Consider the following 19,198-nt stretch of genomic DNA (forward strand, 5'->3'; position numbering starts at 1 on the left):
CCTCACAGGGAGATACCAAGATGACCACGCCCTCGTCGCGGGAGAGCCGGATCAGCGCACTGCCGACGGACCTCCAGGCGCTGCTGCGCGCCCGGATGTCCGGGCAGGCGGTGGTCGCCGACCCGCACGCCGTCCGCCCCGCCGACCGCACCGGTGAGCTGCGCGCCTCGTTCGCCCAGCAGCGGCTGTGGTTCCTGGAGGAGTACAGCCCGGGCGGCACCGCGTACAACTCCGGGCTCGCGCTGCGGCTGACGGGGGCGCTGGACGTGGCGGCGCTGGAGCGGGCGGTGGCGCGGGTGGTGGCCCGGCACGAAGCGCTGCGGACCACCTTCGACGCGGTGGACGGGCGGGTCACGCAGGTCGTCCACCCGGCCCTGGAGGTCCCGGTGGAGCGGGCGGAGCTGCCGGCGGGAGCTCCGGAGCACGAGGCGGACGCCTTCCTGCGGGCCCGGCTGCTGACCCCGTTCGACCTGCGGAAGGGCCCGCTCCTGCGGGTCCTGCTGCTGCGGCTGGCCGACGACCGGCACGCCCTGCTGCTGTCGATGCACCACATCGTCAGCGACGGCCGCTCCCTGGACGTCCTCACCGGTGAACTCGCCACCTGCTACGCCGCCGAACTGGCCGGCGCCGAGCCCGCGTTGCCCCCGCTCCCCGTCCAGTACGCCGACTTCGCCGCCTGGCAGCACGACCGGTCCGCCGGCGCCGCTTCGGACGAGGGGCTGGCGTACTGGGAGGAGCGGCTGGCCGGTCTGGAGCCGCTGGAGCTGCCGGCCGACCGGCCGCGTCCGGCGGTGCGGACCGGGAGGGGCGCGGTCCACACCTTCGCCGTCCCGGCCGCGACCGCCACCGGGCTGGCCCGGGTGGGCCGGGAGCACGGCGTCAGCCTCTTCATGCTGCTGACCGCCGCCACCCAGCTGCTGCTCGGCCGCTGGAGCGGGCAGCGGGACGTGGCCCTGGGCACGGTCACCGCCGGCCGTGACCGGCCCGAACTCGACGACCTGATCGGCTTCTTCGTCCACACCCTGGTGCTCCGCGCGGATGTGGACGGCGCCGCCACGGTCGGCGACTTCCTCGCGGCGACCAGAGCCACGGTCCTGGACGCCTTCGACCACCAGGAGGTCCCCTTCGACCGGGTGGTGGACGCGGTCGCGCCCGAACGCGACCCGGGCCGGATGCCTCTCGTCCAGGCCATGGTGGTGCTCCAGGGGGCCACGGGCCCGGCCCCCGCCTTCCCCGGCCTGGAGACGGAACCGCTCAGCGTCTCCCGGGACTCCCTCCCCTTCGACCTCATGTTCGAGTTCGAGGAGGCGGCGGACGGGACGCTGGTCGGCGCCGTCGAGTACAGCACCGACCTGTACGAACCGGAGACGGTGACCCGCCTCGCCGCGCACTGGCGGGAACTGGCCGTCGGCCTCGCCGCCGGGGACTCCGGACGGCCCCTGCGCGAGGTGCCGATGCTCAGCCCCGAGGAGCACGCCGAAGCCCTGGCCGCCGCCGAGGGCACCACGACCGACGCGCCCCCCGCTTCCGTCACCGGGACCTTCACCGCCCGCGTGACGGAGACGCCGGACGCCATAGCCGTCGCCTGCGGTACCGAGAAGCTGACCTACGCCGAGCTGGACGCGCGTGCCGAGCGGCTGGCCCGCGTCCTGGCCGAACGGGGTGTCACCGCCGAGTCCCGGGTGGGCGTGCTCCTGGAGCGGTCGGCGGACCTGGTCACCGCCCTGCTCGCCGTCCTGAAGGCGGGCGGCGCGTACGTCCCTCTGCACGCCGCCAGCCCCGAGGAGCGCACCCGTTCCCTCCTCGCCCGCAGCCGCACCACCCTCGTCCTCACCGACCGCGACCTGCCCTCCGTCGCCGGCGTCCCCGCCGTGCGGGTCGACACCACGCCCGCCTCGGACAGCCGGCCCAGCCCCACCCCGCACCCGGACTCCCTGGCGTACGTCATGTACACCTCGGGCTCCACCGGCAAGCCCAAGGGCGTCGCGATCACCCACGCCGACATCACCGCGCTGGCCACCGACTCCCGCTGGCGCAACGGCGCCCACCGCCACCTCCTCTTCCACTCCCCCCACTCCTTCGACGCCGCCACCTACGAGATCTGGACCGCCCTCCTCAACGGCCACACCCTCACCCTCGCCGAACGCGAGATCACCGCGCCCGTGGTCCGCGAGGCCGTGGCCTCCGGGGTCACGGCGGTCTTCCTCACCAAGGCCCTCTTCGACCTCCTCGCCGAGGAGGACCCGGGCTGCTTCACCGGCCTCCACGAGGTATGGACCGGCGGCGAGGCCGCCTCCCCGACGGCGATGAACAAGGTCCAGTCCACCAACCCGAACCTCACCGTGGTCCACGTCTACGGCCCCACCGAGACGACCACCTTCGCCATCAGCGGCCCCCTGACCCCCGCCGACACCACCCACAGCCCGGTCCCGCTCGGCCTGCCCATGGACAACACGCAGGCTTATGTCCTGGACGCCTCCCTGGCCCCCGTCCCCGCAGGCGTCCCCGGCGAGCTGTACCTCGGCGGCACCGGCCTCGCCCGCGGCTACGACGCCCAACCCGCCCTCACCGCCACCCGCTTCATCCCCGACCCCCACCACCCCGGCACCCGCCTCTACCGCACCGGCGACCTCGTCACCCGCCACCCCGACGGCCGCCTCCACTTCCTCGGCCGCACCGACACCCAGATCAAGATCCGCGGCCACCGCATCGAACCCGCCGAGACCGAAGCGGTCCTCCTGACCCACCCCGAGGTCACCCGGGCCTGTGTCCTGGCCCGCCCCCTCCCCTCCGGCGGGCGCCACCTCGTGGCCTACGTCGTCACCGCGCGCCCGCTGCCCGAGGCGGAGCTGCGCGCCCACCTCGCCGCGACGCTCCCCGACTACCTGGTGCCGAACGCCTTCGTGCCGGTCGAGGCGATCCCGCTGACCGCCAACGGCAAGACCGACCACCGCGCGCTGCCCGACCCGCACCTCACGGCGGCCACCGCCTACACCGCGCCCGCCACGCCCACCGAAGAGACCCTCGCCGCCATCTGGGCCGAGGTCCTGGGCGCCGAACGCGTCGGCGTCCACGACAACTTCTTCACCCTCGGCGGCGACTCCATCACCAGCCTCCAGGTCGTCTCGCGCATCCGGGCGGCCTGTGCGGTGGAGCTGTCGCCGCGCGCCCTCTTCGAGCAGCCGACCGTCGCCGGGCTCGCCGCCACCGTGGCCGAGGCCGCCGGTGCCGACGCGGACGCCATCACCCCGGCCCCGCGCGACGGCGACCTGCCGCTCTCCTTCGCCCAGGAACGCCTGTGGTTCCTGGAGGAGTTCGCGGGTTCCACCGTCGAGTACAACGTGGTCGAGGCCCTGCGGCTGACCGGCCCGCTCGACACCGGCGCGCTCCGCGCCGCCTTCGCCGCCCTGGTCGCCCGGCACGAGGCGCTGCGCACCACCTTCGAATCCGTCGAGGGCCGGGGCGTCCAGGTCGTGCACGGGGCCGGGCAGCCGGTGGAGTTCCGCACCGCCGAGGTGGGCGCGGGCGAGGACGGTGCGGCGCGGCTCGCCGAGGCGATACGCCAGGAGGCGGGCCGGCCCTTCGACCTGCGGACCGGGCCACTGCTGCGGGTGCTGCTGCTGCGCCGGACCGCGCGGGAGCACGTGCTCGTGCTGGCGCTGCACCACATCGTCACCGACGGCTGGTCGATGGGCGTCCTCACCCGCGAACTGGGCGCCCTCTACACGGCCGCCGTCGAGGGCCGGGACGCGGCACTGCCCGCCCTGCCCCTCCAGTACCCGGACTACGCCGCCTGGCAGCGGGCCCGCTCCGTGGCCGAGGACGAGGTGGCGTACTGGGCGGAGGCCCTGGCCGGCCTCGAACCGCTGGCCCTGCCCACCGACCGGCCCCGCCCCGCCGTCCGTACCAGCGACGGAGCCCTGCACACCTTCGAGGTCCCCGACGCCCTCGCGGCCCGCCTCGCCGCGGCCGGGCGGAGCGAGGGCGCGAGCCTGTTCATGGTGCTGACCGCCGTCACCCAGCTGCTGCTCTCCCGGTGGACCGGGCAGCGGGACGTGGCCGTGGGCACGGCCGTCTCCGGCCGCGACCGGGCCGAACTCGAAGGGCTGGTCGGCTTCTTCGTCAACACCCTGGTGCTGCGGTCCCGGATCGACGAGCGGCTGCCGTTCACCGGGCTGCTCGCCGGGGTGCGCGGGAACGTGCTGGACGCCTTCGCCCACCAGAGCGTGCCGTTCAGCCTCCTGGTGGACCGGCTCGCCCCGGACCGCGACACCAGCCGCACCCCGCTGGTGCAGGCGATGGTGAGCCTCCAGAACACCCCGGACGAAGAGCCGCTCGCCCTGCCGGGGCTGGACGTGGCGCCGGTCGAGGTGGCGCGGGACACCGCCCAGTTCGACCTCACCTTCGGCTTCCGCGAGGAGGGCGGCGCGCTGCTGGCGGGCGTCGAGTACCACACCGGCCTCTTCGACGCGGCCACCGTGGACCGGCTCTCCCGCTGGTGGCTCCGGCTGGCCGAGGGCGTCCTGGCCGCGCCCGGCACCCCGCTGCTGGCACTGTCCGCCCTCCCCGACGAGCCGGTGGCCCCGGCCGCGCCCGCGCCGCACCCCGAGGTACCCCCGCTCAGCGCCCCCGCCCTCTTCGCCCGCCGGGTCGCGGCCACCCCGGACGCGCCCGCCCTGATCCGCACCGACGGCACCGCCCTCACCTACCGCGAGCTGGACGAGCGGGCCGACCGCCTCGCCCGCCGCCTGGTCCGGGCGGGCGCCGGCCCCGAGCAGCGGGTGGCGCTGCTGCTGCCCCGTTCGGCCGACCAGGTCGTCTCGGTCCTCGCGGTGCTCAAGGCGGGCGCGGCCTTCGTTCCGGTCGACCCGTCCTACCCGGCGGACCGCACCGGCTACGTCCTCGCCGACTGCGGGGCCCGCCTCCTGCTCACCCACCGGGAGCAGGCCCGAAAGCTCCGCGAGGCCGGCCGCCTCCCGGAGCGGCCCGGCCTCTCCGTCCTCCTCCTCGACGCACCGGACACCCCCGAGGCCCCCTCGGCATCCGCCGTCGGCCTGCCCCCGCTGCCCGACGTCCCGCTCACCGCCGGGGCGTACGTCATCTACACCTCGGGCTCGACCGGCCTCCCCAAGGGCGTGACCGTCACCCACGCCGGGCTCTCCGCGCTCGCCGCCACCCAGGCGGCCCGGCTCGGTGCGGGTCCCGGCTCCCGGGTCCTCCAGTTCGCCTCACCCGGTTTCGACGCCTCCTGGTGGGAGCTGTCGATGGCGCTGCTGACGGGTGCGGCCCTGGTCGTCGACCCCCCGGAGCCGGGCGCGGCCACCACCGACTGGGGCAGCAGGCTCGGCCCCGTCGTCGCGGCCACCGGGGTCACCCACGCGACGCTGCCGCCCGCCCTGGTGGCCGCCCTCGACCCGGCCGCCCTGCCGCCGGTGCTGGTGGTGGCCGGCGAGGCGTGCCCGCCGGAGACGGTGCAGCGGTACGCGCCGGGCCGCACCCTGGTCAACGCCTACGGCCCGACCGAGACCTCCGTCTGCGCCACCCTGAGCGCCCCGCTCGCCCCCGGCCCCGGCACGCCGCCCATCGGCACCCCGGTGACCGCCGCCGGGACGTACGTCCTGGACGCCTGGCTGCGGCCGGTCCCGGTGGGGGTTCCCGGTGAGCTGTACGTGGCCGGCAGCGGGCTGGCGCGTGGCTACCTGGACCGGCCCGGGCTCACCTCGGGCGCCTTCGTCGCCGACCCCTTCGGCAGCGGCGGGCGCCTGTACCGGACCGGTGACGTGGTGCGCCGGCGCGCCGACGGCGAACTGGAGTACCTGGCCCGCCGCGACGACCAGCTGAAGGTGCGCGGCTTCCGGGTCGAGCCCCGCGAGATCGAGAACGTCCTCGCGCGGCACGCCTCGGTGGCGCAGGTCGTGGTGGACGCCCGCCCGGCCGGTTCCGCCCCCGGTGCGACCCGGCTGGTGGCGTACGTCGTCCCGGTGGCGCCCGGCACGGCCGACCCGGCGGCGCTGCGGGAGCACGCGGCGGCGGCGCTGCCGGAGTACATGGTCCCCTCGGCCTTCGTGGTGCTGGACCGGCTGCCGCTCAACGCCCACGGCAAGACCGACCGGGCCGCGCTGCCCGCTCCGGACGCCGCCCACGACGGCGCGTACACCGCGCCCAGGCCGGGCGCGGAAGCGGCCCTCGCGGGGATCTGGGCCGAGGTGCTGGGCGTCGAACGGGTCGGCGCGCACGACAACTTCTTCGACCTGGGCGGCGACTCGATCCTCTCCATCCAGCTGGTGGCGAAGGCCCGCCGGGCCGGGCTCGACCTCTCCTCGCGGGACGTCTTCGCCCAACAGACCGTCGCCGCCCTGGCCGCCGTCGCCCAGCCGTCCGGCGCGGAGACGGCGACGCGGGTGACGGCCCAGCAGTCCGCGGTGACCGGGCCGGTCGCCAGCACCCCGATCCGCGAGTGGTTCTTCGCCCACCACCCCACGGCCCCGCACCACTTCGCCATGTCGATGGCGTTCGAGCTGCGCGCCGGAACCTCCCTCGGCCACCTCCGCGCGGCCCTCGCCGCCCTCCTCGCCCACCACGACGCCCTGCGTACCGTCTTCACCGCTCCCGGCCCGGGTGGCCCCGCCACCGCGACCATCCTCCCGGACGCCGACCTGGACGCCGTCCTGCGTACCTGCGACCTGAGCGGCGCCCAGGACGCCGAGGGCACGGCGTCCGCCTGGCGGGAGCAGGCAGCCGCCGTCCCGGCCGGGATCACCCTCGGCGGGCCGCTGTTCCGCGTGCTGATCGGCGTGGCCGGGGACGGGCAGCCGCTGCGGGCCCAGTTCACCGCCCACCACCTCGTGGTCGACGGCGTCTCGTGGCGAATCCTCCTCGCCGACCTGGAGACCGCCTGCCGGCAGCTGGCCGCCGGGCAGGAGCCCGACCTGGGCCCGAAGACCACCTCCGTCGCCCAGTGGGCCGACCGGCTCACGGCCCACGTGGCGGCCGGCGGCTTCGACGCGCAGGCCGCCTACTGGCGTACCGCGCTGGAGGGCGCCACGACCGAGCTGCCGGTGGACACCCCCGGCGGCTCCCACACCGTCGGCGAGGAGCGGACCCTGCTCGGCTCCCTGAGCGCCGAGCGGACCACCGCCCTGCTCCGCCGTGTCCCGGCCGTCTACCGGACCCGCACCGACGAGGTGCTCCTGACCGCGCTGGCCCGCGCCCTGCGCGGCTGGACGGGCCAGGACCGGGTGGCCGTCGCCCTGGAGGGCCACGGCCGGGAGGAACTCTTCGCCGACGTCGACCTGACCCGAACCGTGGGCTGGTTCACCTCGCTGTACCCGTTCGCCCCCGCCCTGCCGGCGGGCGAGGGGTGGAGGGAGTCGGTGACGGCGGTCAAGGAGCAGCTTCGCGCCGTCCCCGACCGGGGCCTCGGCCACGGCGCCCTGCGCCACCTCGGCGCGCCCGGCACCGCCGCCGACGCCCTGCGGGGCCTCCCCGAACCGCAGATCTCGTTCAACTACCACGGCCGGTTCGACGTGGTGGTGCCCTCCGGCGAGGGAGCGGCCACCGCCGTGGACGGGCTGTACGCCGCCGAGCTGCCCGACGCGGGCGGCGACCGGAGCGGCGGCGAGCGGCGCACCCACCTCCTGGACGTGGTCGGCGGCATCGAGGACGGCCGCCTCACCTTCGCCTGGACCTACTCGCCGGGTCTGCACCGCGAGGAGACGGTCCGCGCACTGGCCGACCGGTTCTTCGCCGAGCTGGAGGCGTTCGTCGCGCACTGCGCCGACCCCGGCGCGGGCGGCTGCTCGCCCGCCGACTTCCCGCTGGTCCCGCTCGGCCAGGCCGAGGTGGACCTGCTGGCGGGCGACGGGCGGAACGTCGCCGACCTCTGCCCGCTCACCCCCCTCCAGGCGGGCATGCTCTTCCACACCCTCGACGGGCCGGGCACCGAGGCGTACCTGGAGCAGTTCACCTGCGTCCTCGACGGGGTGCGCGACACCGGCGCCCTCGCCCGCGCCTGGCAGCGGGTGGTGGAGCGGTCCGACGCGCTGCGCTCCTCGGTCGTCTGGGAGGCCGTTGGCCGGCCGGTGCGGGTCGTCCACCGCGAGGTGGTGCTGCCGCTGGAGGTGGCGGACTGGACCGGCCGCACCGAGGACGAGCGCGCGACCGCCCTCGCCGGCGTCCTCGCCGAGGAGCGGCGGCGCGGTCTCGACCTCACCGCGGCGCCGCTCAGCCGGGTGCTGCTGGCCCGCCTCGACGACGACCGCGTCCAGCTCGTCTGGACCTTCCACCACCTGCTGCTGGACGGCTGGAGCAGCGCCGCCCTCCTCACCGACGTGGTCGCCGAGTACGCGGCCCTGACCGGCGGCGGGCCGGGCGCGGCCCCGCGCGGCCCGTTCCGCGACTACCTCGACTGGCTGGCCGGCCGCGACCACGCCGAGGGCCGCGCCTACTGGCAGGGTCGGCTGGCCGGCTTCACCGAACCGGTGGCGCTGCCCACCGACCGCCCGGCGCCGCGGGCGCACCGAGGCCGCTCCACGGCCCGCGTCGAGGTCCCGCTCACCCCGGCGGCGGGGAGCGTCGCGACCGCGTTCGCCCGGCGCCTGCGCGTCACCCCCAACGCCCTGGTGCAGGGCGCCTGGTCGCTGCTGCTCAGCCACCACGGGTCCACCCGTGACGTGGTGTTCGGCGCGACGGTCTCCGGCCGCCCCGCCGAACTGCCCGGCGCCGAGGAGATCCTGGGCCTCTTCATCAACACGCTGCCCGTCCGCGTCGACACCTCGCCAGGACTGCGGGTCGGCGAGTGGCTCGCCACGATCCAGCGGGACGCCGCCGAGGCGGGCCGCCACGAGTACGTCGCGCTGCGCGACATCGCCACCGAACTGCCTTCGGGCACCGCCCTCTTCGACACCCTGCTGGTCTTCGAGAACTACCCGGTGGACGCCGAGGGCGCCGCCCGGCACGGCGTCCGGCTCCTCGATCCCAAGGCGGTCGAGGCGACCAACTACCCGCTCACCCTGATCGCGGGCACGGCCCCCGCAGACGCCCCCGGGAGCACCGGCCTCAGCCTCACCCTCGCCTACGACCCGGAGCTGTTCGACGCCCCCACCGCCGGCCGCCTCGCGGCCGACCTGGCCCGCCTGGTCGAGGAGGTCTGCGCCGACCCGGACCGCACCCTCGGCGAGGTCCCGGCCCTCTCCGCCGACGAGGCGCGCGAGGCCCTGCGCCGGGGCACCGGCCCGGCCGCCGAGCCGCCCGTGCCGCTCGGCACCTGGTTCGCCCGGCAGGCGGCGGCCCGCCCGGACGCACCCGCCGTCTCGGTGGGAGCCACGCGGCTGTCCTACGCCGAGGTGGACGCCCGCGCCGACCGGCTGGCCCGGCTGCTGCGCGGGCGCGGGATCGGCGCCGAGACGCGGGTGGCGGTGCTGCTGCCCAGGTCGGCCGCGTGGGCTCCGGCCGTCCTCGGCGTGGCCCGGGCGGGCGGCGTGCACGTCCCCGTCGACCCGGCGTGGCCCGCCGACCGGCTCCGGTACGTCCTCGACGACTGCGGCGCCGCCCTGCTGGTCACCGACACCGCGCACGCCGCGGCCCACGGCACCGGCGGCCCGCCCCTCCTCACCCTGGACGACCCGGCGGTCCTGGCCGAACTGGCGGAACTCCCCGCCGGCGCCCCCGAGATCGCCGTACCCCCGGCATCGGCCGCGTACGTCATCCACACCTCGGGCTCCACCGGCCGCCCCAAGGGCGTCGTCGTCCCGCACCGGGGGCTGACCTCGCTGGCCGCCTCCCTGACCGGCGCGGGCGGTGGAGTGGGCGGCGCCCCGGGCCGGGTGCTCCAGCTGGCCTCGCCCGGCTTCGACGCCTCCGTCCTCGAACTCCTGCTGGCCTTCGCGACCGGCGGCACCCTCGTCCTGCCCCCCGCCGAGGGCCCGTTGGCGGGCGAGGAGCTGGCCCGGGTGGTGGAGGAGGAGCGGGTGACGCACGCCCTGATCCCGCCGACCGTCCTCGCCAGCGTCCCGCCCGGCCGGATGCCGGGCCTCACCACGCTGTTCACCGGCGGCGAGGCGTGCGGCCCCGAACTGGTCCGCCTCTGGTCGGCGGGCCGCACCCTGGTCAACGCCTACGGCCCCACCGAGACCACCGTGGTCGCCACGATGAGCGGGCGCCTCGACCCCGGCACCACCGACGCTCCCCCGCCCATCGGCCTCCCCGTCACCGGCGCCGCCGTCCGCGTCCTCGACACCCGGCTCCGCCCCGTCCCGGCCGGCGTCCCCGGCGAGCTGTACGTGGCCGGCGCCGTCCTCGCCCGCGGCTACCTCGGGCAGCCCGCCCTGACCGCCACCCGCTTCGTCGCGGACCCGGAGGGAGGCGGTGGCCGCCTGTACCGCACCGGCGACCTCGTCCGCCGGCGCGCCGACGGCGAACTGGCGTACGTGGGCCGCGCCGACGACCAGGTGAAGCTCCGGGGCCTGCGGATCGAACTCGGCGAGATCGAGGCGGCCCTCACCCGCCACCCCGCCGTCCGCCAGAGCGCCGTCACCGTCCGCGAGGACCGCCCCGGCAGCCGCCGCCTCGTCGCCTACGTGGTCCCCCACCCCGGTACCGAGGCGCCGGACGCCGAGACCCTGCGCACGTTCGCGGGCGGCTCCCTGCCCGCCTACATGCTCCCCGCCGCCTTCGTCCCCCTCCCCGCGCTCCCGGTCAACGCCAGCGGCAAGACCGACCGCCGCGCCCTGCCCGCCCCCGACGACGAGGGCGACCGCGCCACCACCTACGTGGCGCCGCGCACCGCGGCCGAACACACCCTGTGCCAGATCTGGTCGGAGGTGCTGGGGGTCGAACGGGTCGGCGTGCACGACAGCTTCTTCGCCCTCGGCGGCGACTCGATCCTCTCCATCCAGGTGGTCTCCCGGGCCCGCCAGGCGGGCCTGCACATGTACACCCGGGACGTCTTCGTCGGCCAGACCGTGGCCGGCCTCGCCGCCGAGGCCGACGCCGCCGAGGCCGACGACACCCCGGCCGGGGAGGAGTCCGAGGCCGGCCCGCTGCCGCCGGTCCCGGTCGCCGAGTGGTTCTTCGCCACCCACCCGGAGGCGCCCGCCCACTTCGACATGACGATGTCCTTCACCCTCGCCCCCGGCGCCGACCCCGCCGCCCTGCGTGCCGCCGTCGGCGCCCTCCTCGACCGCCACGGCATGCTGCGCGCCGTCTACGCCCGAAAGGCGGGCACGGGCCGCTGGACGGGCCGCATCCTGCCCGAGCTCTCCCCCGACGCCGTCCTCACCGTCCACGACCTCACCTCCGCCCCCGACCAGGAGGCGGCCTGGAACACCCTGCTCACCGAGGTCCAGTCCGGCTTCCGCCTCGACGCGGGCCCGCTCTTCCGCGTCCTGTACGGCGAGCGGGACGCCGGCCAGGCCCCCTGGCTGAGCCTGGTCGCCCACCACCTCGTCATCGACGGCGTCTCCTGGCGCATCCTCCTGGACGACCTGGAGGCGGCCTACGCCCAGGCCGCCTCCGCCACCGGCCCCGTCACCCCGCGCGAGCGGACCTCCTCGGTCCGCCAGTGGGCCGAACTCCTCGCCCGGCACGTCGCCGAGGGCGGCTTCGACGACCAGCTCGACCACTGGCGGGAGGCAGGCCAGGCGGCCACCGCACCGCTGCCCGTCGACCACCCCGGCGCTCCCAACACCGGCGCGGAACTGACCGGCACCGCCACCACCCTCTCGACCGAGCACACCCACGCCCTGCTCAACCTCGCCCCCGGCCACTACCGCACCCAGATCAACGACATCCTCCTCGCCGCCCTCGCCCGGGTCCTCGCCGACTGGACCGGCCGCCCCCGCACGGCCGTCGCCCTGGAGAGCCACGGCCGCGAGGACCTCTTCGACACCGTCGACCTCTCCGGCACCGTCGGCTGGTTCACCGCCATCCACCCCGTCGCCCTGGCGGCCCCCGCCACCACCGGCTGGCCCGCCACCATCCGCGCCGTCAAGCGCCACCTGCGCACCGTCCCCGACCACGGCGTGGGCTACGGCGCCCTCCGCCACCTCAGCGCACCCGACCACCCCGCCCGCGCCCTCCTGGACACCCCCGCCCCCCAGCTCAGCTTCAACTACCTGGGCCGCCTCGACCTCACCACCGACACCCCCGGCTCGGGCCTCCTCCGCACCGAACTCGACCTCCCCGGCCGCGACTACGCCCTCACCGAGACCCGCCCCCACCTCATCGACGTGGCCGCCCTGGTCCAGCAGGGCCACCTGACCACCACCTGGTCCTACTCCCGCGCCCAGTACGACACCCCCACCCTGACCCGCCTGTCCACCGCCTACAACCGAGCCCTGGAGGAGATCGCGACTGCTTGCCTGGTGACGTGAGGAGGGTGCCGGGGACTGGGCGGTGCCGTACGCGGGCGGGCTCTCCGGCCTGGCTGGACGCGCTGATCGTCCGCCTCCGCCGGGGGGAGCGACCCGGGACGGGCGGGCCGATGCCCTGACGGGGCGCGGCGTGCACCGGACGGGCGCAGTCCGTGGAGACGACCGGGGTGACCAGCGAAGGACACCCGCTCACGCCCCGCCCCCGCCGCCTCCCCCCGCACCGAAGGCGGCAGGAGGGCGGGGGCCGGGCCGAGGCCCGTGAGGTCGGCCAGGAGCAGCAGGGTGTTCGGCGTGGAGACGTTGGGCGCGCCGGCCGCGAGGGCGACGCCCCCGCCCGCCCCGCGATCTCCCGCAGCCCGACCGAGCTGGTGCCGCCTTCCAGCACCGACTCCGCACCGGCGTCGACCAGTCGCTCCCGCAGAGCCTTCTTCCCGTCCATGGGGACGGTCCACCAGGGCCGCGTAGACAGCGTCGACCGCTGGTTGACCGGTGGCCGACGGCCCGCCGTCAGCCCTCCGCGGGCGCCGTGCGGATCAGCGGCTCGAACTCCCGCCGCACATAAGCGTCGACCGGTTCGGTGAGGCCGCCGTCGATCACCTCGCGCACCCCGTGCCCGGCGGCGAATTCCTCCATGGCGGCGCGGGACTCCGGCCCCTCCCCGCCGCCGACGATCAGCACCCCGAACTCTCCGGACGCCAGGAGCCCGCGAACCTCCTCGTCGGCGCTCACGCCCTCCGCGGCGAAGCCGTCCTCGCGCGGCGTGGCCAGTACCTCCCGCACCCTGGCGGGCGGCCTTCCCGGCACCGGCGGCTTCACGGTCATGCCTCCCGGCCACGTCGGCATCCGCGCACGCGGCGCTGAAAGCTCAACCCGAGTCGAGGTCAACTCTCCCTACGCGGAGGGGATGTCACACGCCCGCAGCCTCGGGCTTGTCCTTCTCCGGTACCCCGTCCGCCGCCTGCGCCTCCTGCGCCGCCTTTGGCACGTCCGCCGCCAGGACCCGCTCCGCGCGCCGCAGCAGGAGGGCGGCGACGGCTCCGCCGAACAGGACGGCCACGGCGCCGAAGAGCTGGCTGGTCTCCAGGCCGGTGGCGAAACCCTCGGCGACGACGCGGCGTTCGGCGGCGGTGTCGGCCTCGGCCAGGACGCTGGGCAGCGAGGCGGCGCCCACCGCGCCCGGCACGAGGGCGGCGAAGCGGGAGTTGAGGACGGCGCCCAGGGTCGCCACGCCGAGTCCGTTGCCGAACTCGCCGAGGGTGCCGTTGACCGCGGCCCCGACGCCGGCCTTCTCCCGGGGGATCGCGCTCATCAGCGCGTTGGCCATGGCGGGCGTGGCCAGGGCGATACCGATGCCCATCACGACGAGCCCGGACACCATCCCGGCGTACGCCCCGCTGCCGAAGAGGGCGATCACGGCGAGGCCCACCGACAGCAGCCCCATGCCGATCGCGATGGTGAGCGGTGTGCCGATCTTCGGCAGGACCCAGGCGCCGATGCCGACGAGGTTGAGGACGACCACGCTGATCGCGAGCGGGGCGATCCGCAGCCCCGCCTCCAGCGGCCCGTACCCGAGGACGAACTGGAGGTGCTGGGTGAGCAGGAAGAGCGAGCCGCCCATGCCGAAGGCGATCAGCACCGCGCCCGCCACCGCGCCGGTGAACCGGCGGTCGCGGAAGAACCGCATGTCGAGCATGGGGTGCGGGGCGTGCAGCTCCCAGAGGACGAAGACGGCGAGCACGGCGAGGCCGATCGCCCCGGAGGCGGCGACGTACCCGGAGAGCCAGCCGTGCTCCGGTCCGGAGATGATCGCGTAGACCACGCCGGTCATGCCGACGGTGGAGAGCAGCGCGCCGGGCAGGTCGGGGCGTTCGCCGTCCTTGCTCTTCGACTCGGGGACGAGCGCGACCACCGCGACCAGGCCCAGCAGGGCGACCGGGATGTTGATCAGGAAGATGACGCCCCACGAGAAGTGGTTGAGGATGAGGCCGCCGACCAGCGGGCCGATCGCGACACCCAGGGCGTTGACCGTGGCCCACAGGCCGATCGCGCGGACCCGCTCCCGCTCGTCGAAGATCTGGACGACCACGGCGAGGGTGGTGGTGATCAGCAGCGCGCCACCGACGCCCATCCCCGCGCGGGCCGCGATCAGCTGGGCGGAGGACTGGGCGAGCCCGGCCACCAGCGAGCCCACGCCGAACACCGCGAGCCCCACGACCAGCAGCTTCTTCCGCCCGTACCGGTCGGCGGAGCTGCCCGCGGTGAGCAGCAGTCCCGACTGCACCAGCGAGTAGGCGTTGATCATCCACTGGACGTCGGCGGCCGAGGCGTCCAGCTCGCGGGTGAGTGAGGGGATCGCGACGTTCAGCACCGTGTTGTCGAGCAGCACCGTCAACTGGGCCAGACAGATGACGCCGAGGATGAGCCAACGCTGTGGATGGCCCGTCGGTGCGGTACCGGCGTCAGTGGTCGTGGCCGCCATGGGTTCCTGCCCTTCGTTCACGTCTGTCCTGACGGGGGGGGACCGTCGTGCCGGCAGGACCGGAGAAGCGCCACGGTCGCCGCACTCACGGCATTCCGCCCACCCTCACCGACCTCACCGCACCGGACAAGAAGTTTCCGCACTGCCCAAAGCCTGGGCGGCCCCAGGCACCAGGCCCCCGGCCGTCGGCACCGGTGAGGGCGGTGGCCGCCCGGCACACGCAACAGTCCCCGTACCGGGCCACGTTCCGGTACGGGGACTGTTCTGGTGTGCGTGCCCCTCAGGCCCGCAGTGCCGTGCGCAGGGTGCCGACGTCGAGCTGTTCGGTCTCGTCGTGTTCGGTCAGGTCGATGACGTGGCCGACCTCGTCAGGGCCGTGCGCCGGGCGCTCCGGGGCGGCCCGGTCCTCCTCGGCGTCGTCCGCGCCGGGGGACGGCGGGGAGGACGGCTCGCGGCCGTGGCCCGCCTGGCCGCCTGCCACGCCCTGGGGCGCGGAACCGGGGCGGGCGGCGACCTGCCGGTGCGCGGCGAGCGCCTCCTCGCCGACGACGTCGGCGAGGTCCTGGCCCTCCAGCGCCTCGGCGGCCGACTGGCCGGAGGTGCCGAAGAAGTCGAAGCCGCCGACGGCGCGCGGCGCCCGGGCGCGGGCGGGGTCGACGACGGTCGCCGCGACGGGCACCGAGGGTCGCCCGGTCCCGATGGTGCCGGCGACCGGGCCTCGCGCGGGGTTCCGCGAGGCGGCCGCCCCGGGCTTCCCCGTCGCCGGGTCCCCCTCCGCGGTGGTGGTTCGCGGGGCGGGTCCGCGCGCGAGGCGCTCCAGCGCGGCACCGGCCTGGCGGTAGAGCTCCGGGGTGGCCTGCCGCGGCACCCGGTGGGCGCCGGGCGCCGCCGCCCCGGTCCGCCCGGGCGCCGGTACGGGAGCGAGGCCGCCGGCCGGGACCGGGGCGGCGGCCAGGGCGGGGGCCGGGGCGCCCGCCTCGATGGCGAGTCGACGGCGGCCTTCGAGGGCGCTGGCCCGCTGGGTCTCGGCGTTGGCGTACCGGCGCAGCAGGGCGGCGTGCTCGCCGCGCAGACCCGCGATCTCGGTCCGCTTGGCCCGGATCTTCTGCTCCAGCTTGGCGCGCAGGTCCCGGGACTCCTCCAGGTCCGCCTCCAGTTCGGCGACGCGCTCCTCGTGGCGCCACTGGGCCCCGGCCCGCGAGCGGGTCAGTTCGGCGACCCGCTTGCCCGCCTGGCGGTCCCAGCCCCGCAGGAGCACGGCGCAGGCCACGGCGGCCAGCGCGGCGGCGGCCACGAGCAGCCGCAGCACCAGCGGATCGGGGAAGAACCAGGCCAGCGCGGCGCTGGCCAGAGCAAGCGCGGCGAGGACCGTCGGCGGCAGCAGCCGGTGCAGCGGTGGGGTATGGCGATGACGTCCACGTGGCATGGCCAGAAACTTACCGCGCGTAGGCGCGCGAATGGAGCCCCGCCCGGAAATCTCCTCCGCTGGTACGACGAGGCGCCGGGCCCCGCCGCCCGGGAACTCCCCCAGGAGGAAAGGGTTCCGGCCTCCGGACATGCCTCAAGGCCGTTCGCCCCCCGTACCGGCCGACGGAATCGAAGGTTCCACCGAGGGGTGCGGCGCCGCATATTTCAAGATCATTTACGGACGGTGTCCGCACCTCCCGGAACCCCCTCGGAACCGCCCGGACCGGACCGGTGAAGCGTCAGGACCCCAGCAGCCCCTTCTCCTTGAGGTAGGCCCCGGCGACGTCGGCCTCCTTCTGGCGCTCCTCGTCCACCCGGCGGTTCAGCTCGGCCAAGTCCTCGGTCGTGAGGGTCTTGGTGAGCTTGCCGAGGATGTCGGCTATCTCCTTGTCCCCGGCGTCCTCGGTGTGGACGACCGGGAGGACGTTGTCGGCGTTCTGGAGGTTCTTGTCGTCCTCCAGCAGTACCAGGCCGTAGTTGGCGAGGGTGGCGTCGGTGGTGGTGGTCAGCACGAGCTGGTCGGTGCCGTTCTTCACCGCCTGCTTGGCCTGGGGAGTGCCGACGCCCTTCGGGTCGACCCCGGTGACGTCGATGCCGTACGTCTTCTTCAGGCCCGGCGCGCAGAACGGGCGGGTCTCGCATTCGTCGCCCGCCGCGACCCTGACCTTCTCGCCGGACCTCCCGAGATCCGAAAGGGTCTTCAGGTGGTGCTTCTCGGCGAATTCCTCGCTGACCGCGAAGGCGTTCTGGTCGACGGCCCCGCCGTGCGCCAGCACGGTGAGGCCCCTCGGCTCGGCGAACTTCCTCAACTCGGCCACGGTGGCCTCCACATCACCGGAGGCGACCGGCTCGGCGTCGGGCCCGTTCTTCTGCAGATTGAAGAATTCGGTGAGCGTCGCCGCGTATTCGGGGACGACGTCGATCGTTCCCTTCTCCAGTTCCCTCGCGTAGACCTCGCGGTTCTGCACGGTCTTGACGTCCGTGTCGTAGCCGCCGTCGCGCAGGATCTGCGCGTACAGCTCGCCGAGCACCTTGGCCTCGGTGAAGCGGGCGGCGCCGACGACGAGTGAACCCTTGCCGCCCCCGCCCGCACCGGCCTCCTCCCCCTTCCCCTGGTCCTCCAGGCTCTGCCCGCCGCAGGCGGCGAGGGAGGCGGCGAGCGCGGCCACGGCGAGCGCCGCCGCGGAGTTCCGGCCCCTGCGCGAGGTCCGTCGTGTGTTGCTGTTCATGGGATGACCACCATTCGTCAGATCAGGAACAGGAGGTACTGCTGCCTGCCGGGCACCGCGGAGGAGCCGGGACACCGGTCAGGGCGCGGCGTCGGCGGGGACGGCCTGGGGCGCGCCGCCGGAGGAGGCCGGGGCGGACCGCTCCGGCCCGCGCCCCGCCGCCCGCGCGGCCCTCCCCGCGCCCCGGCCGGGCGCCGTCAGCCGGGTGACCAGGACGAGGACCCCTTCGACCAGCACCGCCAGCAGGGCGACGAGGAAGGCCCCCGCGATCACCTGCGGGGTGTCGCTCAGCCCGAACCCGGCGGTGATGATCCGGCCGAGCCCGCCCTGACCGGCCATCGCGGCGAGCGTGGCCGTGGCGACGACCTGGACGCCGGCCGTACGCAGCCCGGCCATCAGCAGCGGCTGGGCCAGCGGCAGTTCGACCCGGCGAAAGAGCTGCCAGCCGCTCATCCCCATGCCCCGGGCTGCCTCCACCACGGACCTGTCCACCTCGCGCATGCCGAGGTAGGCGTTGGTCAGCAGGGGCGGCACCGCGAAGAGCACCAGGGCGATCAGCGTCGGCAGGCCCTCGTGGGCGCCGAGCGGGGTGAGGGAGAGCAGGATCAGCACGGCGAGAGTGGGGACGGCGCGGCCGATGTTGGAGAGGTTGACCGCGAGCGCGCCGCCCTTGCCGAGGTGGCCGAGCCACAGGGCGAGCGGGAGGGCGATCAGGCAGGCGACCACCAGGCAGGCACCGCTGTAGTAGAGGTGTTCGCCGAGGCGGTTCCCCACGCCCTTCTCGCCCTGCCAGTGGGCGGCGGTGGTGAGCCAGGTCCAGGCGCCGATGAGGTCGTTCACGGTGTCGGGGCCGCCTTCCTCGCGGGGGCCGGGCCGGGCGCGGCGGCTCCCGGGCGCGTCCAGGGCGTGCAGAGCCGTTGCAGGCCGAGGAGGAGCAGGTCGGCGGTGACCGCCAGGACCACGCAGAGCACCGAGGCGGTGAGCACCTGCGCACGGAAGTCGGTGTCGAGGCCGTCGAGGATGAGGGAGCCGAGGCCGCCGTGGTCGACGATGGCGCCGACGGTGGTGAGGGCGACGGTGGAGACGGTGGTGATGCGCACCCCGGCGAGCAGCGCGGGCAGCGCGAGCGGCACCTCGACCTCCCAGAGCAGCCGCCACCGCCCGTACCCCATGCCGGTGGCCGCCTCGCGGGCCTCCTCGGGCACGGCGTCGAGCCCCGCGAGGGTGTTCCGCACCAGGATCGTCAGCGAGTACAGCACCAGGCCGGTGACCACCAGGGCCGCCGAGAGCCCGAAGAGGGGCAGCAGCAGCGAGAACATGGCGAGCGAGGGAATCGTGTAGAAGAGCGTGGTGACCGCGAGGACCGGCGCCGCGAAGGCGCGCCTGCGGTGGGCCAGGACGGCCAGCGGGAAGGCGATCAGCACGCCGATGACGACGGCGGCGGCGGTGATCCCGACGTGCTGGAGGGTCGCGTCGACCAGGTCCTGGCCGCGCGTGCGGACGTACTCACCGCAGATCCAGTCGTTGGCCACCAGACAGTTCGCTGCGCTCACCCCGCCCGTCTCCCCCGCATCCCGCCGTTCACACCCCTGCCCGGCGGACCCGTGTGCGACAGGAACCGCCCGCGCGGCCCTTCCGGTCAGGGCCGCCGG

General features: G+C 75.6%; 7 protein-coding genes. 1 reads left to right on the top strand and 6 read right to left on the bottom strand.

The genetic code is table 11. From position 1 onward, the window contains the following. Nucleotides 1–20: 20 nt before the first annotated feature. Nucleotides 21–12,371 carry an amino acid adenylation domain-containing protein gene (locus ACSLIC_RS11045; RefSeq protein WP_436737501.1) on the top strand — a complete coding sequence of 4,117 codons (12,351 nt, stop codon included), beginning with the start codon at nucleotides 21–23 and terminating at the stop codon, nucleotides 12,369–12,371. Between the two features lie 507 nt (nucleotides 12,372–12,878). Here ACSLIC_RS11045 and ACSLIC_RS11050 read toward each other — a convergent pair. The 6 genes from ACSLIC_RS11050 to ACSLIC_RS11075 all read right to left on the bottom strand — a co-directional run bounded on the left by ACSLIC_RS11050 (nucleotide 12,879) and on the right by ACSLIC_RS11075 (nucleotide 19,099). Then, nucleotides 12,879–13,187, bottom strand: coding sequence for a hypothetical protein (locus ACSLIC_RS11050; protein WP_436740343.1), 309 nt, complete (start codon nucleotides 13,185–13,187; stop codon nucleotides 12,879–12,881). A gap of 91 nt (nucleotides 13,188–13,278) precedes the next feature. Further along, nucleotides 13,279–14,850, bottom strand: a complete 1,572-nt coding sequence (locus ACSLIC_RS11055) for an MFS transporter (protein ID WP_436737502.1) — start codon at nucleotides 14,848–14,850, stop codon at nucleotides 13,279–13,281. Nucleotides 14,851–15,130: 280 nt separating this feature from the next. After that, entirely contained in the window at nucleotides 15,131–16,276 is a 1,146-nt protein-coding gene (locus ACSLIC_RS11060) for a hypothetical protein (protein WP_436737503.1), read from the bottom strand. A 280-nt stretch (nucleotides 16,277–16,556) separates the two neighbouring features. Next, complete coding sequence (locus ACSLIC_RS11065) at nucleotides 16,557–17,546, bottom strand: ABC transporter substrate-binding protein (RefSeq protein ID WP_436737504.1); 990 nt, start codon at nucleotides 17,544–17,546, stop codon at nucleotides 16,557–16,559. Nucleotides 17,547–17,624: 78 nt separating this feature from the next. Then, nucleotides 17,625–18,386 carry an ABC transporter permease gene (locus ACSLIC_RS11070; protein WP_436737505.1) on the bottom strand — a complete coding sequence of 254 codons (762 nt, stop codon included), beginning with the start codon at nucleotides 18,384–18,386 and terminating at the stop codon, nucleotides 17,625–17,627. Further along, on the bottom strand, nucleotides 18,383–19,099 hold the full coding sequence (locus ACSLIC_RS11075; RefSeq protein ID WP_436737506.1) for an ABC transporter permease: 717 nt from the start codon (nucleotides 19,097–19,099) through the stop codon (nucleotides 18,383–18,385). The genes ACSLIC_RS11070 and ACSLIC_RS11075 overlap by 4 nt, the downstream gene beginning before the upstream one ends. Nucleotides 19,100–19,198 lie beyond the last annotated feature (99 nt).

Origin of the sequence: Streptomyces sp. BBFR102, from assembly GCF_051397025.1 — a bacterium.
In the GTDB taxonomy this organism is placed as follows: domain Bacteria; phylum Actinomycetota; class Actinomycetes; order Streptomycetales; family Streptomycetaceae; genus Streptomyces.

Bases quoted from the DNA above. Each gene is read 5' to 3' on its own strand.
- ACSLIC_RS11045 (WP_436737501.1), top strand. From the start codon at position 21: ATGACCACGCCCTCGTCGCGGGAGAGCCGGATCAGCGCACTGCCGACG.
- ACSLIC_RS11055 (WP_436737502.1), bottom strand. From the start codon at position 14,850: ATGGCGGCCACGACCACTGACGCCGGTACCGCACCGACGGGCCATCCA.
- ACSLIC_RS11060 (WP_436737503.1), bottom strand. From the start codon at position 16,276: ATGCCACGTGGACGTCATCGCCATACCCCACCGCTGCACCGGCTGCTG.
- ACSLIC_RS11065 (WP_436737504.1), bottom strand. From the start codon at position 17,546: ATGAACAGCAACACACGACGGACCTCGCGCAGGGGCCGGAACTCCGCG.